The sequence below is a fragment of the Flavobacterium araucananum genome, from assembly GCF_002222055.1.
GTDB classification, from domain to species: domain Bacteria; phylum Bacteroidota; class Bacteroidia; order Flavobacteriales; family Flavobacteriaceae; genus Flavobacterium; species Flavobacterium araucananum.
The window spans coordinates 17,983-34,422 of sequence record NZ_MUGS01000027.1 but is presented as its reverse complement, the minus strand read 5'-3'; the positions used below and the strand labels follow the sequence as shown (position 1 = coordinate 34,422).

Annotated in this window: 17 protein-coding genes and 1 tRNA gene; 12 read left to right on the top strand and 6 right to left on the bottom strand. The window is 32.2% G+C overall.

From position 1 onward, the window contains the following. Positions 1-106 precede the first annotated feature (106 nt). Both B0A64_RS13695 and B0A64_RS13690 read left to right on the top strand, forming a co-directional pair. Positions 107-2,281, top strand: a complete 2,175-nt coding sequence (locus tag B0A64_RS13695; protein ID WP_089480086.1) for an ATP-binding protein — start codon at positions 107-109, stop codon at positions 2,279-2,281. Further along, on the top strand, positions 2,274-3,554 hold the full coding sequence (locus B0A64_RS13690) for a hypothetical protein (protein WP_089480085.1): 1,281 nt from the start codon (positions 2,274-2,276) through the stop codon (positions 3,552-3,554). Before B0A64_RS13695 ends, B0A64_RS13690 begins: the two co-directional genes overlap by 8 nt. Before the next feature lie 223 nt (positions 3,555-3,777). Here B0A64_RS13690 and B0A64_RS13685 read toward each other — a convergent pair whose 3' ends face one another. Then, positions 3,778-4,140, bottom strand: a complete 363-nt coding sequence (locus B0A64_RS13685; protein WP_089480084.1) for a DUF7222 domain-containing protein — start codon at positions 4,138-4,140, stop codon at positions 3,778-3,780. Between the two features lie 377 nt (positions 4,141-4,517). On the opposite strand from B0A64_RS13685, the gene B0A64_RS13680 reads away from it, so the two are divergent. Then, on the top strand, positions 4,518-4,712 hold the full coding sequence (locus tag B0A64_RS13680; RefSeq protein WP_089480083.1) for a hypothetical protein: 195 nt from the start codon (positions 4,518-4,520) through the stop codon (positions 4,710-4,712). Positions 4,713-4,732: 20 nt separating this feature from the next. Here the strand turns inward: B0A64_RS13680 and B0A64_RS13675 are convergent, their stop codons facing one another. After that, a complete protein-coding gene (locus B0A64_RS13675) occupies positions 4,733-5,593 on the bottom strand; it encodes a TraM recognition domain-containing protein (RefSeq protein WP_089480082.1) in 861 nt (286 codons plus the stop codon). A 25-nt stretch (positions 5,594-5,618) separates the two neighbouring features. Here B0A64_RS13675 and B0A64_RS25195 point away from each other — a divergent pair, with 25 nt between their 5' ends. From B0A64_RS25195 to B0A64_RS13660, 4 genes are read left to right on the top strand one after another with little or no spacing between them, the layout of a single operon-like run. Further along, entirely contained in the window at positions 5,619-5,780 is a 162-nt protein-coding gene (locus tag B0A64_RS25195) for a hypothetical protein (RefSeq protein ID WP_165769814.1), read from the top strand. Positions 5,781-5,785: 5 nt separating this feature from the next. Further along, entirely contained in the window at positions 5,786-6,073 is a 288-nt protein-coding gene (locus tag B0A64_RS13670) for a hypothetical protein (protein ID WP_089480081.1), read from the top strand. Between the two features lie 23 nt (positions 6,074-6,096). Continuing rightward, positions 6,097-6,534, top strand: a complete 438-nt coding sequence (locus tag B0A64_RS13665) for a hypothetical protein (protein WP_089480080.1) — start codon at positions 6,097-6,099, stop codon at positions 6,532-6,534. 51 nt (positions 6,535-6,585) lie between these two features. Further along, on the top strand, positions 6,586-6,888 hold the full coding sequence (locus B0A64_RS13660; RefSeq protein ID WP_089480079.1) for a MerR family transcriptional regulator: 303 nt from the start codon (positions 6,586-6,588) through the stop codon (positions 6,886-6,888). Positions 6,889-7,144: 256 nt separating this feature from the next. On the opposite strand, the gene B0A64_RS13655 is transcribed toward B0A64_RS13660, so the two are convergent. Then, positions 7,145-7,229 (bottom strand) — tRNA-Ser (locus B0A64_RS13655). 329 nt (positions 7,230-7,558) lie between these two features. On the opposite strand from B0A64_RS13655, the gene B0A64_RS13650 reads away from it, so the two are divergent. The 4 genes from B0A64_RS13650 to B0A64_RS13635 all read left to right on the top strand — a co-directional run bounded on the left by B0A64_RS13650 (position 7,559) and on the right by B0A64_RS13635 (position 10,864). After that, complete coding sequence (locus B0A64_RS13650; RefSeq protein ID WP_089480078.1) at positions 7,559-8,182, top strand: hypothetical protein; 624 nt, start codon at positions 7,559-7,561, stop codon at positions 8,180-8,182. A 125-nt stretch (positions 8,183-8,307) separates the two neighbouring features. Continuing rightward, positions 8,308-8,994: a hypothetical protein gene (locus B0A64_RS13645; protein WP_089480077.1), complete on the top strand. Its 687-nt coding sequence runs from the start codon at positions 8,308-8,310 to the stop codon at positions 8,992-8,994. 58 nt (positions 8,995-9,052) lie between these two features. Next, positions 9,053-9,637, top strand: coding sequence for an MltR family transcriptional regulator (locus B0A64_RS13640; protein ID WP_089480076.1), 585 nt, complete (start codon positions 9,053-9,055; stop codon positions 9,635-9,637). Between the two features lie 291 nt (positions 9,638-9,928). Continuing rightward, positions 9,929-10,864, top strand: a complete 936-nt coding sequence (locus B0A64_RS13635; RefSeq protein ID WP_089480075.1) for a hypothetical protein — start codon at positions 9,929-9,931, stop codon at positions 10,862-10,864. 397 nt (positions 10,865-11,261) lie between these two features. Here the strand turns inward: B0A64_RS13635 and B0A64_RS13630 are convergent, their stop codons facing one another. Further along, on the bottom strand, positions 11,262-12,248 hold the full coding sequence (locus B0A64_RS13630) for a PDDEXK nuclease domain-containing protein (RefSeq protein WP_089480074.1): 987 nt from the start codon (positions 12,246-12,248) through the stop codon (positions 11,262-11,264). Positions 12,249-12,267: 19 nt separating this feature from the next. After that, positions 12,268-13,491, bottom strand: coding sequence for a site-specific integrase (locus tag B0A64_RS13625; RefSeq protein WP_089480073.1), 1,224 nt, complete (start codon positions 13,489-13,491; stop codon positions 12,268-12,270). Positions 13,492-14,326: 835 nt separating this feature from the next. Here B0A64_RS13625 and B0A64_RS13620 point away from each other — a divergent pair. After that, complete coding sequence (locus B0A64_RS13620; protein WP_089480072.1) at positions 14,327-15,427, top strand: hypothetical protein; 1,101 nt, start codon at positions 14,327-14,329, stop codon at positions 15,425-15,427. 606 nt (positions 15,428-16,033) lie between these two features. Here the strand turns inward: B0A64_RS13620 and B0A64_RS25760 are convergent. Beyond that, on the bottom strand, positions 16,034-16,132 hold the full coding sequence (locus tag B0A64_RS25760) for a DUF2805 domain-containing protein (RefSeq protein WP_089480071.1): 99 nt from the start codon (positions 16,130-16,132) through the stop codon (positions 16,034-16,036). Positions 16,133-16,440 lie beyond the last annotated feature (308 nt).

Here is a 16,440-nt window from a genome sequence, read left to right as displayed (position 1 = left end):
TTGAAAATTAGATCCTGAGGAAAACCTTGAACCAAAAACAATTTTAACCAATAGTTTTATAACAACCGATTAAGACTATCTAAAGCATTATTGCATCATTATTACTATGTCTAATTTTAAACTTATAGCCATCAGAGCACTGAATGGATGTGATAAAAATTTCAGGAAAAATCTCCAGGAAGGGGAATTCTATAAATTCTATAATCAGTATGAATTCTTAAACGACAGTAAAAAGCCACTGAAAAAAGGAGAAACTGTTGTGGAGGTGATTTCAAAAGAAGATCATCAATCGGATTTATATTATGTTGAAACACTTGATAAAAGAGAAATAGCTCTAAATATTTCAGCAGTTGCTGGAAGAAACGGCTCTGGTAAAAGTACACTGGCTGAGCTTTTCTTTGCTGCTATCTACATCTTTTCCCTGCGTACTAAAATTATGAATCATAACACAGATAACCTCAATTACCAATTGGAGGAATTGGAAAAAGAGCGTAAAAAGTTGAGTACAGAAAGTCCAGGTCAGAGTATTAACGAAGAAATTCAGAAGCTATTAAAAAACGACAAAGAAAAACTTCCCAACTTTGAATTTTTAAAATCCCGTTTCTTAGCTTATGAAGAAGAGCGGAGGTTATATGATGATAAAAAACAAGCACTGAATGATAAGGAGTTCCAGATCAATTCAGAACTTAAGGAAATTCAAAGAGTCAGCAGTCAATTAAAAGCGGAGATTATATTTCAGGCATCACATACTATATTTTCTTTAGTTGTCAATGATAAACTTAACAATGGTTTTGAGATTTCTCTGGTGGGAAGTGTGGGAGAGGAAACGGATCCTGCTGTGAAAACAGTGATACGACAAATAAAAATAGGGAAGATATTTGATATTAATGTTCTTATTTCAAAACTGTTTTTTTACACTATTGCTATAAATTATTCCAATTATTCTTTAAATTCTAATGTCATAGGAGGCTGGATCACTTCGTTATTTCATAAAAATGACGGGTACAAGACCCCTGTTGTTATTAATCCTATGAGAACCGATGGTCGATTTGATGTTAATGAAGAAAATCACTTTGCTAAATATCGTCTGCTTTCCAATCTCTTAAGCAGCTGCAAGCAGAGTACAGACGGTAAAGATCTCCCGTTAACAGAAATACAGTTTGTAAAATCCATTCACTTTCGATTAAATGAAAAAAAGATCGAGAAGTATAGAATTGTTGATACCGGAAATTTTTTAAAAGGGAAAGATGTAGAGCTTGAATTGATTAATCAGGTTTATGAGCAATTTATTCCAGGTCAAAAGATTGGTACGATCAGAACAGATTTAGATGAGGGAATATTTACTTTGATCAGTAATTACCTTCTTCAAAAAATGGTTAAGATTTGCAAAACCTATGATGGTTTTGTTTATCCAACTTCGATAAAAGAGGCAGGTGTTTTAGCAGAAAAAATTAAAGAAGATGACACTCATATAACCTTTAAGATAAGACAGGCAATCCATTTTATCATTCATACTTATGATAGGAAAGGCAGTCCCAAAAACTTTTTGGATTCAGATAATAAACTTGTAGAATCAGTAGTATTTTCTCCCAAAGAACTATTAGAGTGGATGGAATCTCCTGATTATGGAGATATTATCAATCATCTTCCTTCGTCAATGTTTTTGATTGATATCGAATTGAAAAGTAAAACAGGTGAACCTTCCTTTTTTGATCTTATGAGTTCAGGTGAACAGCAGTTTATTCATGTTGTACAGAGTGTGGTTTATCATATCATTAATCTTCAGTCGATCTCTAATTCAGAAGAGAGATTATCTTATACGGCGGTGAATATTTTATTTGATGAAGTCGAACTTTATTTTCATCCGGACCTGCAGCGCAAATTTATTAATGAGTTAAGGAATTCGATTGGCAATCTGTATTTGAAAGGGAAAGGAGGGATTTCATCGATTAATATATTGTTTCTAACGCATTCACCTTTTATTTTATCAGATATTCCTTCGAGTAATGTTCTGCTTCTTGATCGCGATGCGGAAGGAAAAACTATAGTAAAAGAGAATGAAAGTGAGACTTTTGCTGCGAACATAAACGATTTATTGGCTGATAATTTTTTCATGGATGACACTCTTATTGGTGCATTTGCGGAGAAAAAAATAGAGCTCCTTATTCAAAAAATAAAAGAAGAAAAGTATAAAAAAGATGTCGACGGAGTACTTGTGGATCTTATCGGCGATCAATATTTAAAAGCATCAATCCTTAATTTTATAGAGAATCATGATTAAGTTAACTATTGATAAAGTTAAAGAGAAGGAGAAGAAAAAGGAGTATCTAAAGGCAACAAAAGACGAGGTTGTTAACAGAATTAATTTTTTAAAAATCAGCTTGGAACACTTACAAGGAAAAGACATTGATCTTGAATTGAATATTGCCAGTTTTAAAGTTGTGACCAGAAATGCGATTAAAATAATCTATCAAAAGAAATTCAAAGAAGAAGTCGATTATGATAAACCCAATTATAAAAAAACAATAGGGGAATATTTAGCTTTAGGCTCGACAAACCACTTGGGTTCCGTGAATGTTCAGGGGATTATTGATCTTCTGCAACATCTATTAAAAGATGATGGAAAAGAAATGGGGGAACTATTAATTTGCCCGGCGGAAGAATTATTTTTAAGAAATCAAAAGTTGATGTCAATGATGCTGCCTTCTTCGGAGAAGGAATTAAAGCTTATCAAATTAGTTTTTGATTACGGATTTGTTAGAGAACCTATAAAAAATTTTTTTAATGAGAGCAATTTTGTGATCTACTGCCCTTATTGTAATTTAGAAAATGTTGAGATTATGCCATTAGATGATGAGCAGGATGCTATGTCAACAGATAATGAGCCAGATGCTATTCAAATAGATAAAAAGCAAGATGCTACAGCCCATCAATTGGATCATTTCTTCAGCCAAACTACTTATCCTCTATTATCGTTTAGTATGTTTAACTTGGTTCCAAGTGGATCAACCTGCAATTCTACAAATAAAGGATCTATTACTTTTACAGACGAATTTCATCTCAATCCTTATATTGATGGCTTTGGAAAAAGTGCCAGATTTATTCCTGTTAAGGATGAAAAAAATAAGATAAAAGGTATTGATTTAAGATTCAACTGCGAAACTGATTCCGCAAGATTCAAACAACTTGTTGGAGAAAGAGACAAAATAGATGAAAGGCATGATAAGGGTAACATCAACGTTTTTAAATTAAAGCGAAAGTATTCAGATGCTGAACATTTAAAAAATGCAAATAGAATTTTCAGGAATCTCAATAAAACTCATAACGGGATTAGATCTATTGGAAAGTTTTTTGACATGATGACAACATCAGATCCTATTAATATTCATCTAAAATGGTATGATGATCAAATTGGAACTCCCTTTTACAGTGAAGGATTTAGTAAGGAGAAAAATTCGAAGTTCCATAGGGATTTACATGATCACTATTTTGCAGAGCACAAGTTTTTAAATAAATACTTTGTAAATATGTTTCGTTTTTTGGAGAAATATTAGAAAGAAGCAAAATGAAATTCCGGCTTTGTGAGGAATTTATAATACTTAAAACATTGTAAACTTCAAGTGTCTGCTCGCACCAGAACAGGGATTTATAGATATCAATCCCTGTTTTTTTAATTTAGAATACTACTACATTTATGTAAAAATCAGGATAGAGATTAAAAACTTTCTGTAATTTAAGCTGTGTACTGCCATCAAGCAGGATAGTTTCATTATAAAATTAAATGTCAAATACATTAGAGTAGATATTGCAGCAATACTCCTCAAAGCAAAGCCAGCACATAAAGGTATAATGAGGGCTTTTATAACGGTTTACTATAGGCTCTGCATAAGAATCTTCCAGATCATTTTTTATGTTTTCTAAATCTTCCAGATGTTTGATGTAAAAGACTTTGCAGTCATTGTGATAGATAAATTCCCCGATCATACCGCTGATGCAACCGCTGTTTTGCAGATATTCTAAAAAAGATTTTAACTGCTGTTTCTTCTTGCCGTCATAACTTTCTATGCTGCTTAAAATAATAGTATTAAATTCTGTGCTTACCTCATATTCTCGGTAGTCTGATTTTTTAAAGGCTTTCATAACAGTGATTTTTTGGCGTTGATGTTTAATGAACTGTAATATTAAAGTTCCATCTGATCTGAGATTATTTTCAAAAGAAAAAACGGAAAAAAAGAAAGCAAAATAAGGCAGTGACTCCGAAAGGGAGGGCTATAAGTCCCGAAGGGCGGCAGGTAAATACCGGCCGTTATGCGCATGCACTGCAAGGAGCGCTGCTATCTTAGCTGCCCTTTTAATCCGTTTCGTATTGAAAATTTAAAACAGCATTAAAACGCCACGTTTATTTAGTAAAGAAGATTTGAGAGAGAATTTTTTTTGTAAATTGCAAGGAGTAGTTTTTGAGAAGAAAGACAGTAAACTACCAAAATCTTATATTAATTTTTAAAACCACACATTTAATGAAAATTGAGGATCTATCTATTACTGAGCTGAAAGCGGCTTATGACTTTGTTTTAATTGATTTAAAGGATCTGGAGGCTGCTGCAAAAGATAAAGGACTTTCAGTTGACCGTATACCTGCCTATAGGGAGGTTAAGGACATAGAAAACCGTCTATATCACAAATTGTTAAACATTACCCGTGATTTAGAATAAGACATTCGGGATTATAGCATTTAATCTGTTGGGGCTTGCTTCTTAATGATTAAATGCTGTAATGCTGGATTATTGATAAGCCTTTCCATTTCAGCCTGAAGTACCTCCTGTATATCCTGTTTTACCTGCAGGTAATTTTGCTGTACGATACTATTGTTTATTTTTCGAACAGGGGCAATATCCTGATATGAATTCTCTTCTTTTTTAAGTGAATCATGATCGTTTATAATTTCTGAATTAAAGGTTTTAAGTTCAATCTTGCAGTCAGGATTATCCGCTACGATGCCCACAAATTCGCCGGAACTCAAAGAAGAAATCTTTGAGACAGGGACGGCAAATTCCAATTGTTTTGACCTGCTGATTGAAGTGTCTGCGCTATTGATTGACAGGCTTTCGCGGTCCTGCATGATCTTTCCAAATCGCTCTGAAAGCTGTTTAGCCGTATCTCCGTTGACCTGACCGCTTATGATATTGCCGGTAATATTCAGGATCACATCCGCCTGCTCGCGTCCATAGTCTTTTCGAAGCTGACTAAAATCCTGAATCCCTAAACAGGTGGCTACTTTATTGCTTCTTGCCGTTGCAATAAGACTGTCCATATTATTGAGATAAATAGTTGGAAATTCATCAAAGATCAGACTGCTTTTTAGCTTTCCTTTTTGATTGACCTGTTTGATCAAACGACTTACATATAAAGATAATACAGCACCATAGGTCTGAATTTTTTGAGGATTATTTCCCATACAGACAATTTTAGGCTCCAGAGGATTATTGATGTCTAAAGTAAAATCATTTCCGGAAAGCACATAATATAGCTGCGCAGAAGAAAGCCTGGCCATGGATATTTTGGCAGATGCAATCTGACCTTCAAGCTGCTCCATTACGTCATTAAGATAGGCGGGGTCAATGCAGAGGATCAATGATCGCGAGAATAAAGATCAGAAACAAAGCGAGTCTGAAGGAAAATTAACAAACAAAGAAGTAAAGCAGAATCAGGATGTTAATTCTGAATCTTCTGAATCCGGGAAGAAAAACACAAAAAAAAAGAAGCAGGGTAACTCAATTTAAATGTGATGGATAATTTAAAACCCTTGTCAGCTTTTTTTCTAGCCATTGAAAAAGACTTTCGTATAAGTACGACACATATAGCTATATATGCTGCTTTGCTTCAATTCCGATTGGATAAGGGTTTTGTTAATCCGGTACAGGCTTACAGCATAGAAATTCAAAATATCGCTAAAATAGCTTCTCCCAAGACGTATCATAAGTGTATGCGGGAATTAGATGCTTATGGATATGTTATTTATCTACCAACAAAAAATAAAAATAAAAGAAGTAAAGTTTATTTTCATTTGGAATAATGAGGTATTAAAATACACTATTTATGAAAAAAACTAAAATATTTGAATCTTTTGATGCCTGTTTTAATCTGGAGGCCAGATTGAAATTTTTAGAAAACTTATTAAAAATAGATGATCCTGTTAGTTGTTCAAAAATGATATTGAAATCCGCTAAATCACAGGAAAAATGTAAGTCGTCTTATAGTAAAATTGAACTAGCGCATTTATTTTATATCTTAATGGATGAAGGTTTTTTATTTTTTGACTCAGTAGATAAAAAAATCAATCGAAATAAATTTCAGAAGTTCGTTATAAATAACTTTACCTATTGTGGAATTCAGGGCATTCAAATTAACATGAGCTCAATTAATAAACAGTTCTCAGAGTGCAAGGGGTATACTTATAAAGAAAAACAAGTTAAATTCTTAGAAGAATTGATCACTAGAATGCAGTATAGAAAAAAGCGACTGGAGGATTGGTAATTGATTCAGAGAAGTATATAATTAGTTTTATTATAAACTTAAAATTTAGTTATGACAAAGAGTATTAAAGAAAAAAAACTCTCTTTTATAATGAGAGTAAAACAACTGATAGATACTGTAATGATGAAGTTAGATACAATTGATTCGAAGCTAAGTATTGGCGATAAAGCAGTCAGGCCGATGTATTATAGAAATGAAGATTTGAAAAAGATATTTGGTTTGTCTAATAATACCATCATAAAATACAGACAAACCGGGATTCTTCCTTATACCAAATTAGGAGATATATTTCTGTATGAAGCTACTAAAATCGATGATATTCTAAATGAGAATGAAGAAGTAAAAAAGAGGTAATATTTATTATTAAGGCTACAAGATTTCATAATTAGAAATTTTGTGAGAGTGATAACAGGGAATTGCTGTCGAATTCCCATTTTTTAGTAACCCTATTTTTCCTTAAAAAATACAAAAATGATTAGGTTACTAATTTAGGTTACCGTTTTTTGATAAAACATGTACTTTTTGAAAAGTATGTAAAAATGAAAAAGCCTTTAAACATTAGTGTTTAAAGGCTTTTAACTTTTAAAGTTTCTTTTGAAACTTTATCTAGCGGAGGAAGAGGGATTCGAACCCCCGGACCTGTTACAGTCAACAGTTTTCAAGACTGCCGCATTCGACCGCTCTGCCATTCCTCCAGTAAGACGCAATCATTTTCTCATTGCGGGTGCAAAGATAAAATGTTTTTCCGATTGCAGAAATTTTTTTGATACTATTTTTTAGATATTGCGTTTGATTTGTCAGTACCTAAAAAATGTTCCTTGTTCATAGGCGATGTCTGGTTAAAGAAATTATTATCTTTATTTTTGTTATTTATTGACTTTTACTCTATTTTCGAAATATAAGAGTTTTATTAATATAAAATTTTTGCATTCCTTAGCTTTTTTACAAAAAAAAACGGTCAGTTCATTCTAATTTCTAATGTTTTTAGATTTGTTATTACATATAACTAAATAAACTTGATATGATGAAAATTAAAGTTAAATACAAAGAAAAATATCTGACACTTGGTTATGTATCAATAACAAAAAATACTATTGTGGTGTGGTATACTCCCCAGGCTATTGTAGGCAGTTTAGTAGCCGGGAATATGCTGGATCTTGATTTGCATGCTACTTATCCAATGAATGGGGATTTTCATTACTCCTATAAATTTATGAATTCAGATGATAATCTGGATTACGATAAAAAAATCTATCACGACAGAATTGTTATTGTAAAATATTTAAATGGAGAATTTGTCGATAAGATAAGATCAGAGCGGGATGGGAGTGATTTTTTGGAGCACATGGTTCCCGATACAATGTGTGATCCACTGGACAATCCGGAGTTCAATATGTTTGTCTATCCCCAAGGCGCAATTAGTATGGTGAAAAAAAATCTAAGCATGATAACTGAAGAATCAAAACCTAAAGATTCAGATATAATTCTGAAAGTTGACGGCCTTGAAGATTCTATTTTAAATTTTGGATTTAGCATTTACAATAAATCCAGAGAAAAATTGTATCAGCATGGGGAAGTAAAAAGAATTTTGTGCTTTGAAAATGTGTATGTTGAAGCTTTTCTCAGGGTGGTGAAGACACCGGGATAAAGCAGGTAAATTTTAAACTTTTTAAATTTACACATTATCTATTGCAGTGGTTTAATTTAACTGCGCAAAATCACTGCGTACTGCGTAAATATCTTTGAGTTGTTAACCAGTAAAAATATAGAATTATGGACAAATCAATAACCTATATGGAAAAGTTGTTCAACGGATATGCACTTATAGACCTTGGCTATCGGGATTATATTGCAGCCCGTTTTCTGCTTAATAACCATTTTATAGTTCAGGGCCTCACGCTTGCAAGTACTGCGGTGGAAAAATATTTAAAAGCAGTGATTGTTTTTAATCTTGAAGAAAGAGAAAGATACAATTTTCATTTTGATAGATTTATTTATCTTAAGAATCTGCTCTCAAGGGTGAACCAGGATGTAACGGAAGGCTTTGATCCACTTTTCTTAGAAATACTAGGAGATGCCTTTAAGATCCGATACTACGATAAAATAGAAAGTCCGATTTATATGGGTTTTTATATCAATCAGTTTATAGGAGAACTGGACTGGACTATTGATTTTATTGAAAATTTTATAGCAAAAACCCAAAGCGGCGGACAGTCTATATCGCCGTACACTAAAGCAGTTCAAAGCAGGGATCCACATCTTTATACAAATAATTTTGTTTTACATAAAGAGAATAAAAAAGATTTTATGGAAAAGCCTGATGTAGGGTTTTCGATTTACATTAGTATTGGATCTTCAGTGCATCGGGAGAATGTGGTTAAAGGCGGAAGCACCAGAAATAAGTATGAGGGCCGGATAGCAGAATTTACTGAATTTGGTCCAGACTATCTATATAGATAATCTACCACCGCGCAAAACAAATTACTAGAACATTGGTTTATGTTATAAACAAAATCTTATGAAAGAACATTTAGAAGAAATAGAGAAAGTTTTTACTTTTCGATCAACATTGAATAAGGAGACAGATAGAGGTTGTGCGCTAATGGCGGCATCATTTTTAGAAAGTGAACTAACTGACTTACTGAAGGAAAAGTTAGTTGGTACTAAAAGCGAACTGAACAAATTATTTGAATTTAATGGCCCTTTAGGAACTTTCTCTTCAAAAATTAAAATTTGCCATAGTTTAGGATTTATAAATAAAACTACTATGAATGATCTCGAGTTGATAAGGAAAGTAAGAAATGAATTTGGACATGATCATAATCCAATTGATTTTTCAACTGAAGCTATCAAAAATAGAATTAATAATTTACGAAGTAATTTTTTTGTTCCAGGAGAAGTTAGACCGAGATTTATATTTACAAATTCTGTAGTTGGAATATTAGGTACATTAATCGGGTCTAAAAGATTAATTAAACCATTTAAAGAATTTGCTCTAAAAGAACCATCTGAAGAACTTAAAAAAGCGACTAAGGAAATGGTTTTTAAGTACGCGGATGAGGTAATACAAAAAATAGAAAATGATAGAAAAAAAGTTACGTAAAAGAAACTGAAAATAGTGTTATTTGCAGATACGACACATTTTTTAGTTTTTGTTAGTTAGTTAGTTAGTTAGTTAGTTAGTTAGTTTTGATTTTTGACGACGACAGAGGAGACTGGCTAAAAAGGTTTTTCATTAAGTAGGGAAGATATTTAATCTGGTAATAATTATTTTTTAACTGCGCAAAATTACTGCGTACTGCTTAAGTATCTTTGATCTTGTTTAGTAATCATATCTAAATTTGATGCCATAATTATTAATGCTTTCTTGTGAGGCTTTAAAATAATAACTTATATGAAAGAAATAAATTATTTAGAACCTGATGAAATCTGGGAAATATTTAATGTAAAATCTGAACATGACTTTAGAGAAAAGTATTTACTAAAAGGGAAATTCCATTCTTTAGTTCCTGAGGAGATAATTAATGATTACAAAGTAGTTGAAAGACTTATGTATTACAGCTATTTTAATTATCCATTAATAGATGAAGCATTTTCAAAATCGACACGAATTTTTGAAGCAAGTGTTACCTTAAAACTCGAAATTTTAGGTTTAAAAAGAGAAGGCTTTGAATCATTGCATTCAAAACTTACACGATTAAAAATATTAGTTTCGAATGATTTATTTGAACAATGGAAAATAGCAAAAAAGTTCAGAAATGATTTTGCGCATCGTGAAGCTGGTGCTCTAATGGGGATTATTCTGATGAATGCCTTTAAGCATAACTTGAACCTAATAAACTCAATTTTTCTTGAATCTTCAACTATTTTAAATAAAGAAAACAATCTTAAATATATGCTTCAACAGAGCGAGCATTTAGTAAAAGGATTATTTATTTTAGATTACAAAAACACAAAAATATTACTATCTGGAGCAAGCCCTTTTTCAACTGGAATTATAAATAACTCGGGTAAATCTCTATGGGTTTTTATTCCTATTACAGGTGATAAGATTATACAACAGGTAAATGATTTTCCTCCTTCATTAATTTTAAAATTAGAAAATTTAGAGATTAATGAGATAGGGTTAAAGGCGATAGATGCGGAAACGAAAGAAGTAATTCAACTTACAATAACGGACAATGCTGAAAATGTTGAAAAATTCAATCTGCACAATAAACGAATTGCAGAAATCGAAAAGATTTCACCAGATATTAGTTTAGAGTATATGTCAATGTTAAAACAAAAAACAACGAAAGAAATTGCAGATTTTCTATATAAAGATTGGTAAATGTATTACAGCTAACAGCTTCTACAATGGATTTAGCCAATTGACTTAATTGAAAATAGTAGAAGCTTAAATTCTATCCAATTCAATTATGTCCGCGGTGCGGACACAATTGGAAATGTTTAGTAAAATTTTCGATACTAATTTAATTGGCGGTATGAAAGCCCAGTTTTGTACTTAGGCCTGTAATTCTTCTGCAAGATATTTAATTAAGTAAGTGACATAGTTCGCTCTTTCTTTTCCCTGCAGTTCAATTAGTAAATATAAACGTGTTTAAACTAGTATATTCGCTTGTGTTAAAATTAGTAAACATGGCCAGTTAAAAATGAATATGCTTTTGCGTCCATGTCAATTGCGTCCGCACTGCGGACGCAATTGGAAATGTTGATAAAGAATAGATTTATTCAATTTGTAAATTGCTGTTGAATAATTCATGGATTTTTTGCTGGAGTATATTTTTATCTGGTAGGTGCGTTTTATATTCAGCTACCATAGTAGGAGAAAGACTTCGACTCAAAGCATATTCTACAACTTCACTATCCTTGTCTTTACAAAGTAAAATTCCGATACTTGAATTTTCGTTCTCTTTTTTTACATCTCTGTCAAGGGCTTCTAGATAAAAATTTATTTGACCTAAATGTTCTGGCTTAAACTTATCTGCTTTCAATTCAAAAGCCACAAGGCACTGTAGTACCCTGTGGTAAAATAATAAATCAATATAGAAGTCACTGTTACCGACCTGAACTTTATATTCTTCGCCTACATACAGAAAGTCTTTACCCAGCTCAAGAATAAAATCTTTCATCTGTTTGATCAGCCCTTTCTTGAGATCTTTTTCATTGTGAGGCTCAGAGAGATTTAAAAAATCAAAAATGTAGCTGTCTTTGAGTGAATTGATTATTTTAGGGTGTATTTCTCTCAACGCTGTTGAGAGTTTTGCATTTCCGAGCATGGTACGTTCAAAAAGACTGGAGGAAATTTGCCTCTCAAGTTCTCTAAAGCTGTAGTTTTCCTCTTTAGTAATTCTAAGGTAGAACTCCTTTTCTTCTATACTTTTACATCTGGAAAAAATAGCAAGATTGTGTGACCAGCTAATTTCTCTCAACAGTGTTGAGAGATTTGGATAATCTTTATATTGCTGATAGAATTGTTTCATTCTCCAAATATTTTTATTTGAAAATCCTTTTAACGTCGGTTCATTTATAAGTAGATAATTTGATAATTCATCAACAACAGAAAGACCCCATTCTTCAGATTCTAATCTTTGACTGATGTATTCCCCAACGTTCCAATAAAGGTCTATTAATTCTGTATTGACTGCTTTTAAAGCTTTGAATCTTGATTTCTTAATAAGATTTAAGATATCTATAAATTGGTTTTGAAGCATAGCATGAAATTTAAAGTTACTACCTAAATTTAGATTTCAGCTTCTCCATATCTTCCATAATGTTTACATCCAAAACTTTTGCATAATGCTGTGTCTGCTTGGTATTGGTATGTCCCATCATAGCTGATACGTTCTCCAGTCTTACTCCGTTTCCTAGAGTGACCGTGGTAGCAAATGTATGTCTGGCAACATACCAAGTAAGGTGTTTATTTATGCCACAGACATCAGCGATTTCCTTAAGATAAGCATTCATTTTCTGATTGGAAATTTTCGGGATAAGACCTTTTTGCTGGTTTTTATATTTAGAAATAATTTTATCAACGGTAGGTAGTACCGGGACATTGGCTCTAATTGCAGTTTTGGCTCTGCTGGTCATAATCCATAAATTTCCAGTGGAATCTTCGGATAAGTTTCTTTCAGTCAGTTCCAAAGCATCGACAGGTGCATATCCTGTATAGCAGCTGAAAAGAAATATATCCTTGACCTTTTCCAGACGGGGCGTTGAGAATATTTTATTCTCGATTGTATTCAGTTCCTGCTGTGTCAGGAAAACGGCATCTTTTACGCTGAGTCTGCCGTCATAAATATTGAATGGGTTTTTTATGATCAAATCCATCTTAATGGCGTAATTGCATGCAGTTTTATACATTTTCATATATTTTACCACCGAATTGTTTTTGATACCTGTCTGCTCTTTAAAACTGCTCTCATACTTAAGGAACTGTTCCAGTTTAAATACAAATGAGCTTGATAGTTCAGATGCTGGCATATCTTCCTTTTTATAGTTGCTATTGATGAAACTTAAAAGCAGGTCTTTTGCTCTTTTATACTTCTGTAAAGAAGCTGGTGCGCGCTCTCCTGAGTTAACTCTTTTAGTAAAAAATATAGTATATGTGTCCATAAGATCAATTATGGTAGGACCTTGTGGCTGGTCTATTTTGGTTTTACCTGTAATTTCAGCTTTTAATAATTGAAGATCAACCTCAGGGTCAATTCTGAAGAGTTCAGTAAATTTTTTGGCTGCATTAAGCTGGAAAAGATCAAGTAGATTTTTGATTACTATTTCTTTTTCAATTTTAAGCTGGTTTCTAAGATTATTAGTGCTCGCCCATCTTTCTTTTGAAATCGCTTGCCCGGTTGACATTGAAATTTGTTTGTTATTGTAACTCAAACGGGCATAGATAGGAGATTCGCCGTTCTTGTTTAATTTGTCGGATTTCTGGTAGAAAAGTACTTTTAACATGTTATCTAGTTTTAAAATTAATAATCAAATTGAATTAAAAATTTTAAGAGAGCCCATTGACAGCAGGGAATTCCCGGGGAATTCTTTCTTTTTAGTTACCCTTTTTTGAGAAAAATGACTCTAAAAAAAACGGGGTAACTAATAGGGTAACCATTCTTTGATAAAACATGTGCTTTTTGAAAAGTCTGCAAAAACGAAAAAGCCTTTAAACACTAGTGTTTAAAGGCTTTTGACTTTTAAAGTTTCTTTTGAAACTTCTACTGGCGGAGAAAGAGGTTCCGCTGATTTTATGTCAATTCCAGTAAATATAAGGATTGCGATACATTATTTAAGCAGGGGTCACCTATAGGGTCACTTAACTTACAGCGTATTAAATAAATACAATGTCAAAGATAAGGAATAAACAATTGTTGTGGCAATTATCGACCCAGAATAAATCCGTATTACTACTTAATTTTATATGTATTAAATAAAAGTTGTCCACAATCTTGCACAAAAAATATGATACTAATTGATTCAAGTCGTTTATAAAAAAACATAAAAGAATCAATAAGATTAATTATTTTCTACTATTTATTAAATGCCTTTATTTGGCTGCTTTTGCATCACAAAATATTTTAAAAAGAGCTGGCTACAAGTTTCAAATCTTCTAATAAAAAGTTCGAATTTTGTCCTAATAAGGCTTACTGCACAAGAAAAAAATACTTCAAACTGACTCAAAATTTTGGACTTCCAAAAATCAGGTAAAAGTACTCGCAGATATTTGTGAAAAAATGATGTAATTTAAGTGATTGATTTTCAGTGCTAAAAATATAAACTTTAATAAACTTTCACCATGAAAAAAATTTACATTTTATTTGCAGCCTTAACACTTTTGTCTTGCAAGTCGACAGAAGACATTTTAAAAAATGGCAAACCTTACGAAAACTTTAGAGGTTTTGAACCGGTCGATCCCACTGAGCATGAAGATGAAGTGGATATTGTTGTAGAGGAAAACGGTATTAAAAAAATTGTTCCTAAATACATAAAATTGCTCTCCCGCGAGGAAACGTTGTCATTTCTTAACAATGAAACATCAATTGTTTCTATCGGACAGATAGATATTCAGGGAGGGATCACTTATTTGCCAATAAACATATCTGCTAAACACAGCAGTTATAAAATCACCATGGATTACATGAAATCCACTACTATTGGGCAGGAAGACCAAAACGGACCTTACGGATACAAAAGGGTTGGTGTTGGACTTCGACTGATTGCAATGATAACAACTTCTAAAGCAAATCTGAATATTGGCGATATCTCCACTATAGGGGCAGCAGTTATGAGCGGTGAGGCACATGGAACATTAATGGCAGAATGTATAGGTATCAAATCAAAAGAAGTCACCGCTCTTTTTCCATGGCCTTCCGAAATCAACCAGACCACTGTACAGAATGCGGCAATGGCACTGGCGACAATAAAATCAAAAATTTATGATAGCGAGACGGAACTTTTCCCCCAGGTAGTTGCTGTGAAGACTCTCTTTGATAACTGTAATTGCGACAAGGTTAAAATTGAAAAACTTAAAGATTCTATTTTAACTACCAATACCATTGCTAAATCTACTCAGATGGCAGATAAGATAAAACTGCAATTTGAGAACAACAAAATAAATCCGAAAACGTCTCTTGCCACTGGATATGAATCCGATGGCTTTGCGATGTTGTTAGCTAAGAATATTGATGAATCTTTAATTGCTTTTAAAAACTGCTACAGCATTTATCCCACTTTTCACAATTGTGATGAAATAAAACAGTTGTTACAAGCCAATAAAAATGTTTTAAAAGATCCAACTAATAGTAAATGGAAAGATATTTATAAAGATATTATTACACATTTTAGTTCTGGACTTAGTCCAAAGCTAATAAATCAGTTGCGAACAGCATCTCAGTAATCACTAAGTAGTATATGTTTTTTTGATATATATATACCTATTTAAAACCTTGTCTTACTTTTTGATTCCCATATCATAATATGTGGTTTACAATGCAACAGTATATTACGAAAAACTTTCTTGGAGATTAGGCTTGAAGTTTAATAATCTCAGCAATAAAAAATTTTGAGATTTCTGAGGTTCATTTCAAGCTCCAACTGATATGCTGGCTAACTTAACTATTAAATTTCTAAAAAAAATAAGGGTGCATTTTTGCACCCTTATTTTTTTTAGAAAATCTCTTTTTTAAAGAGGTGAACGATCTTTATCATTCGTATTAATTTTTTGTAACAGAAAAGGTATCAAGTCCAGAAACTAGAATTTTATAAAATTAAAAGTTTAGCATAGGTCTTGTAAAATTTGTCCGCTTTTTTGTTGCAAGTCCAATTCCGATGCTCTCGCATGTACAGAACATTTATACTATTATCTTCTTTTGAATATTGTATTTTTAGGAATGATGTGCTGAGGGCTGCATTTAAATCGATCGATTCTCTTGATTCTTTTGTAGAAATGTTTTGTATTACTATTCTGGAATTCTTTTTTACCATAATTTATAACTGTTGAATTTCAGTTCTTTTTCATTAAAGTCCGTAGGGCTGCTTCTGATAGATTAAATTGATACTTTATTACATCAAAAGTAGTTTTTGTCTTCCCTGTCCATTTCAATTATCCGGTCGAGCTGTATCAATGAAAAATTACTGTCTTCTCTTTTGACAGCATAAAGTTAGTTTGTTTCGTTTATTAGTGTGCATAGATTATAAATATTAACAACAGTTTAAAAAATACAATTTAAAGGATTTATAATGAGAAACATATAGCTAAGATAATAAAGGGAAATTTATTTTGTTTAACTTTTGTATGAATTTGTTAAACAATTTGTATCTTTAACAGTTGTTAGTTGAAAAATTAAATAACGATCAAAAATCAATAAATTGGATCTTTTAATTAAAATCGAGTTTCATTGAGTGACAATT

Bases quoted from the DNA above. Each gene is read 5' to 3' on its own strand.
- B0A64_RS13695 (WP_089480086.1), top strand. From the start codon at position 107: ATGTCTAATTTTAAACTTATAGCCATCAGAGCACTGAATGGATGTGAT.
- B0A64_RS13690 (WP_089480085.1), top strand. From the start codon at position 2,274: ATGATTAAGTTAACTATTGATAAAGTTAAAGAGAAGGAGAAGAAAAAG.
- B0A64_RS13685 (WP_089480084.1), bottom strand. From the start codon at position 4,140: ATGAAAGCCTTTAAAAAATCAGACTACCGAGAATATGAGGTAAGCACA.
- B0A64_RS13680 (WP_089480083.1), top strand. From the start codon at position 4,518: ATGAAAATTGAGGATCTATCTATTACTGAGCTGAAAGCGGCTTATGAC.
- B0A64_RS13675 (WP_089480082.1), bottom strand. From the start codon at position 5,593: ATGGAGCAGCTTGAAGGTCAGATTGCATCTGCCAAAATATCCATGGCC.
- B0A64_RS25195 (WP_165769814.1), top strand. From the start codon at position 5,619: ATGCAGAGGATCAATGATCGCGAGAATAAAGATCAGAAACAAAGCGAG.
- B0A64_RS13670 (WP_089480081.1), top strand. From the start codon at position 5,786: ATGGATAATTTAAAACCCTTGTCAGCTTTTTTTCTAGCCATTGAAAAA.
- B0A64_RS13665 (WP_089480080.1), top strand. From the start codon at position 6,097: ATGAAAAAAACTAAAATATTTGAATCTTTTGATGCCTGTTTTAATCTG.
- B0A64_RS13660 (WP_089480079.1), top strand. From the start codon at position 6,586: ATGACAAAGAGTATTAAAGAAAAAAAACTCTCTTTTATAATGAGAGTA.
- B0A64_RS13650 (WP_089480078.1), top strand. From the start codon at position 7,559: ATGAAAATTAAAGTTAAATACAAAGAAAAATATCTGACACTTGGTTAT.
- B0A64_RS13645 (WP_089480077.1), top strand. From the start codon at position 8,308: ATGGACAAATCAATAACCTATATGGAAAAGTTGTTCAACGGATATGCA.
- B0A64_RS13640 (WP_089480076.1), top strand. From the start codon at position 9,053: ATGAAAGAACATTTAGAAGAAATAGAGAAAGTTTTTACTTTTCGATCA.
- B0A64_RS13635 (WP_089480075.1), top strand. From the start codon at position 9,929: ATGAAAGAAATAAATTATTTAGAACCTGATGAAATCTGGGAAATATTT.
- B0A64_RS13630 (WP_089480074.1), bottom strand. From the start codon at position 12,248: ATGCTTCAAAACCAATTTATAGATATCTTAAATCTTATTAAGAAATCA.
- B0A64_RS13625 (WP_089480073.1), bottom strand. From the start codon at position 13,491: ATGTTAAAAGTACTTTTCTACCAGAAATCCGACAAATTAAACAAGAAC.
- B0A64_RS13620 (WP_089480072.1), top strand. From the start codon at position 14,327: ATGAAAAAAATTTACATTTTATTTGCAGCCTTAACACTTTTGTCTTGC.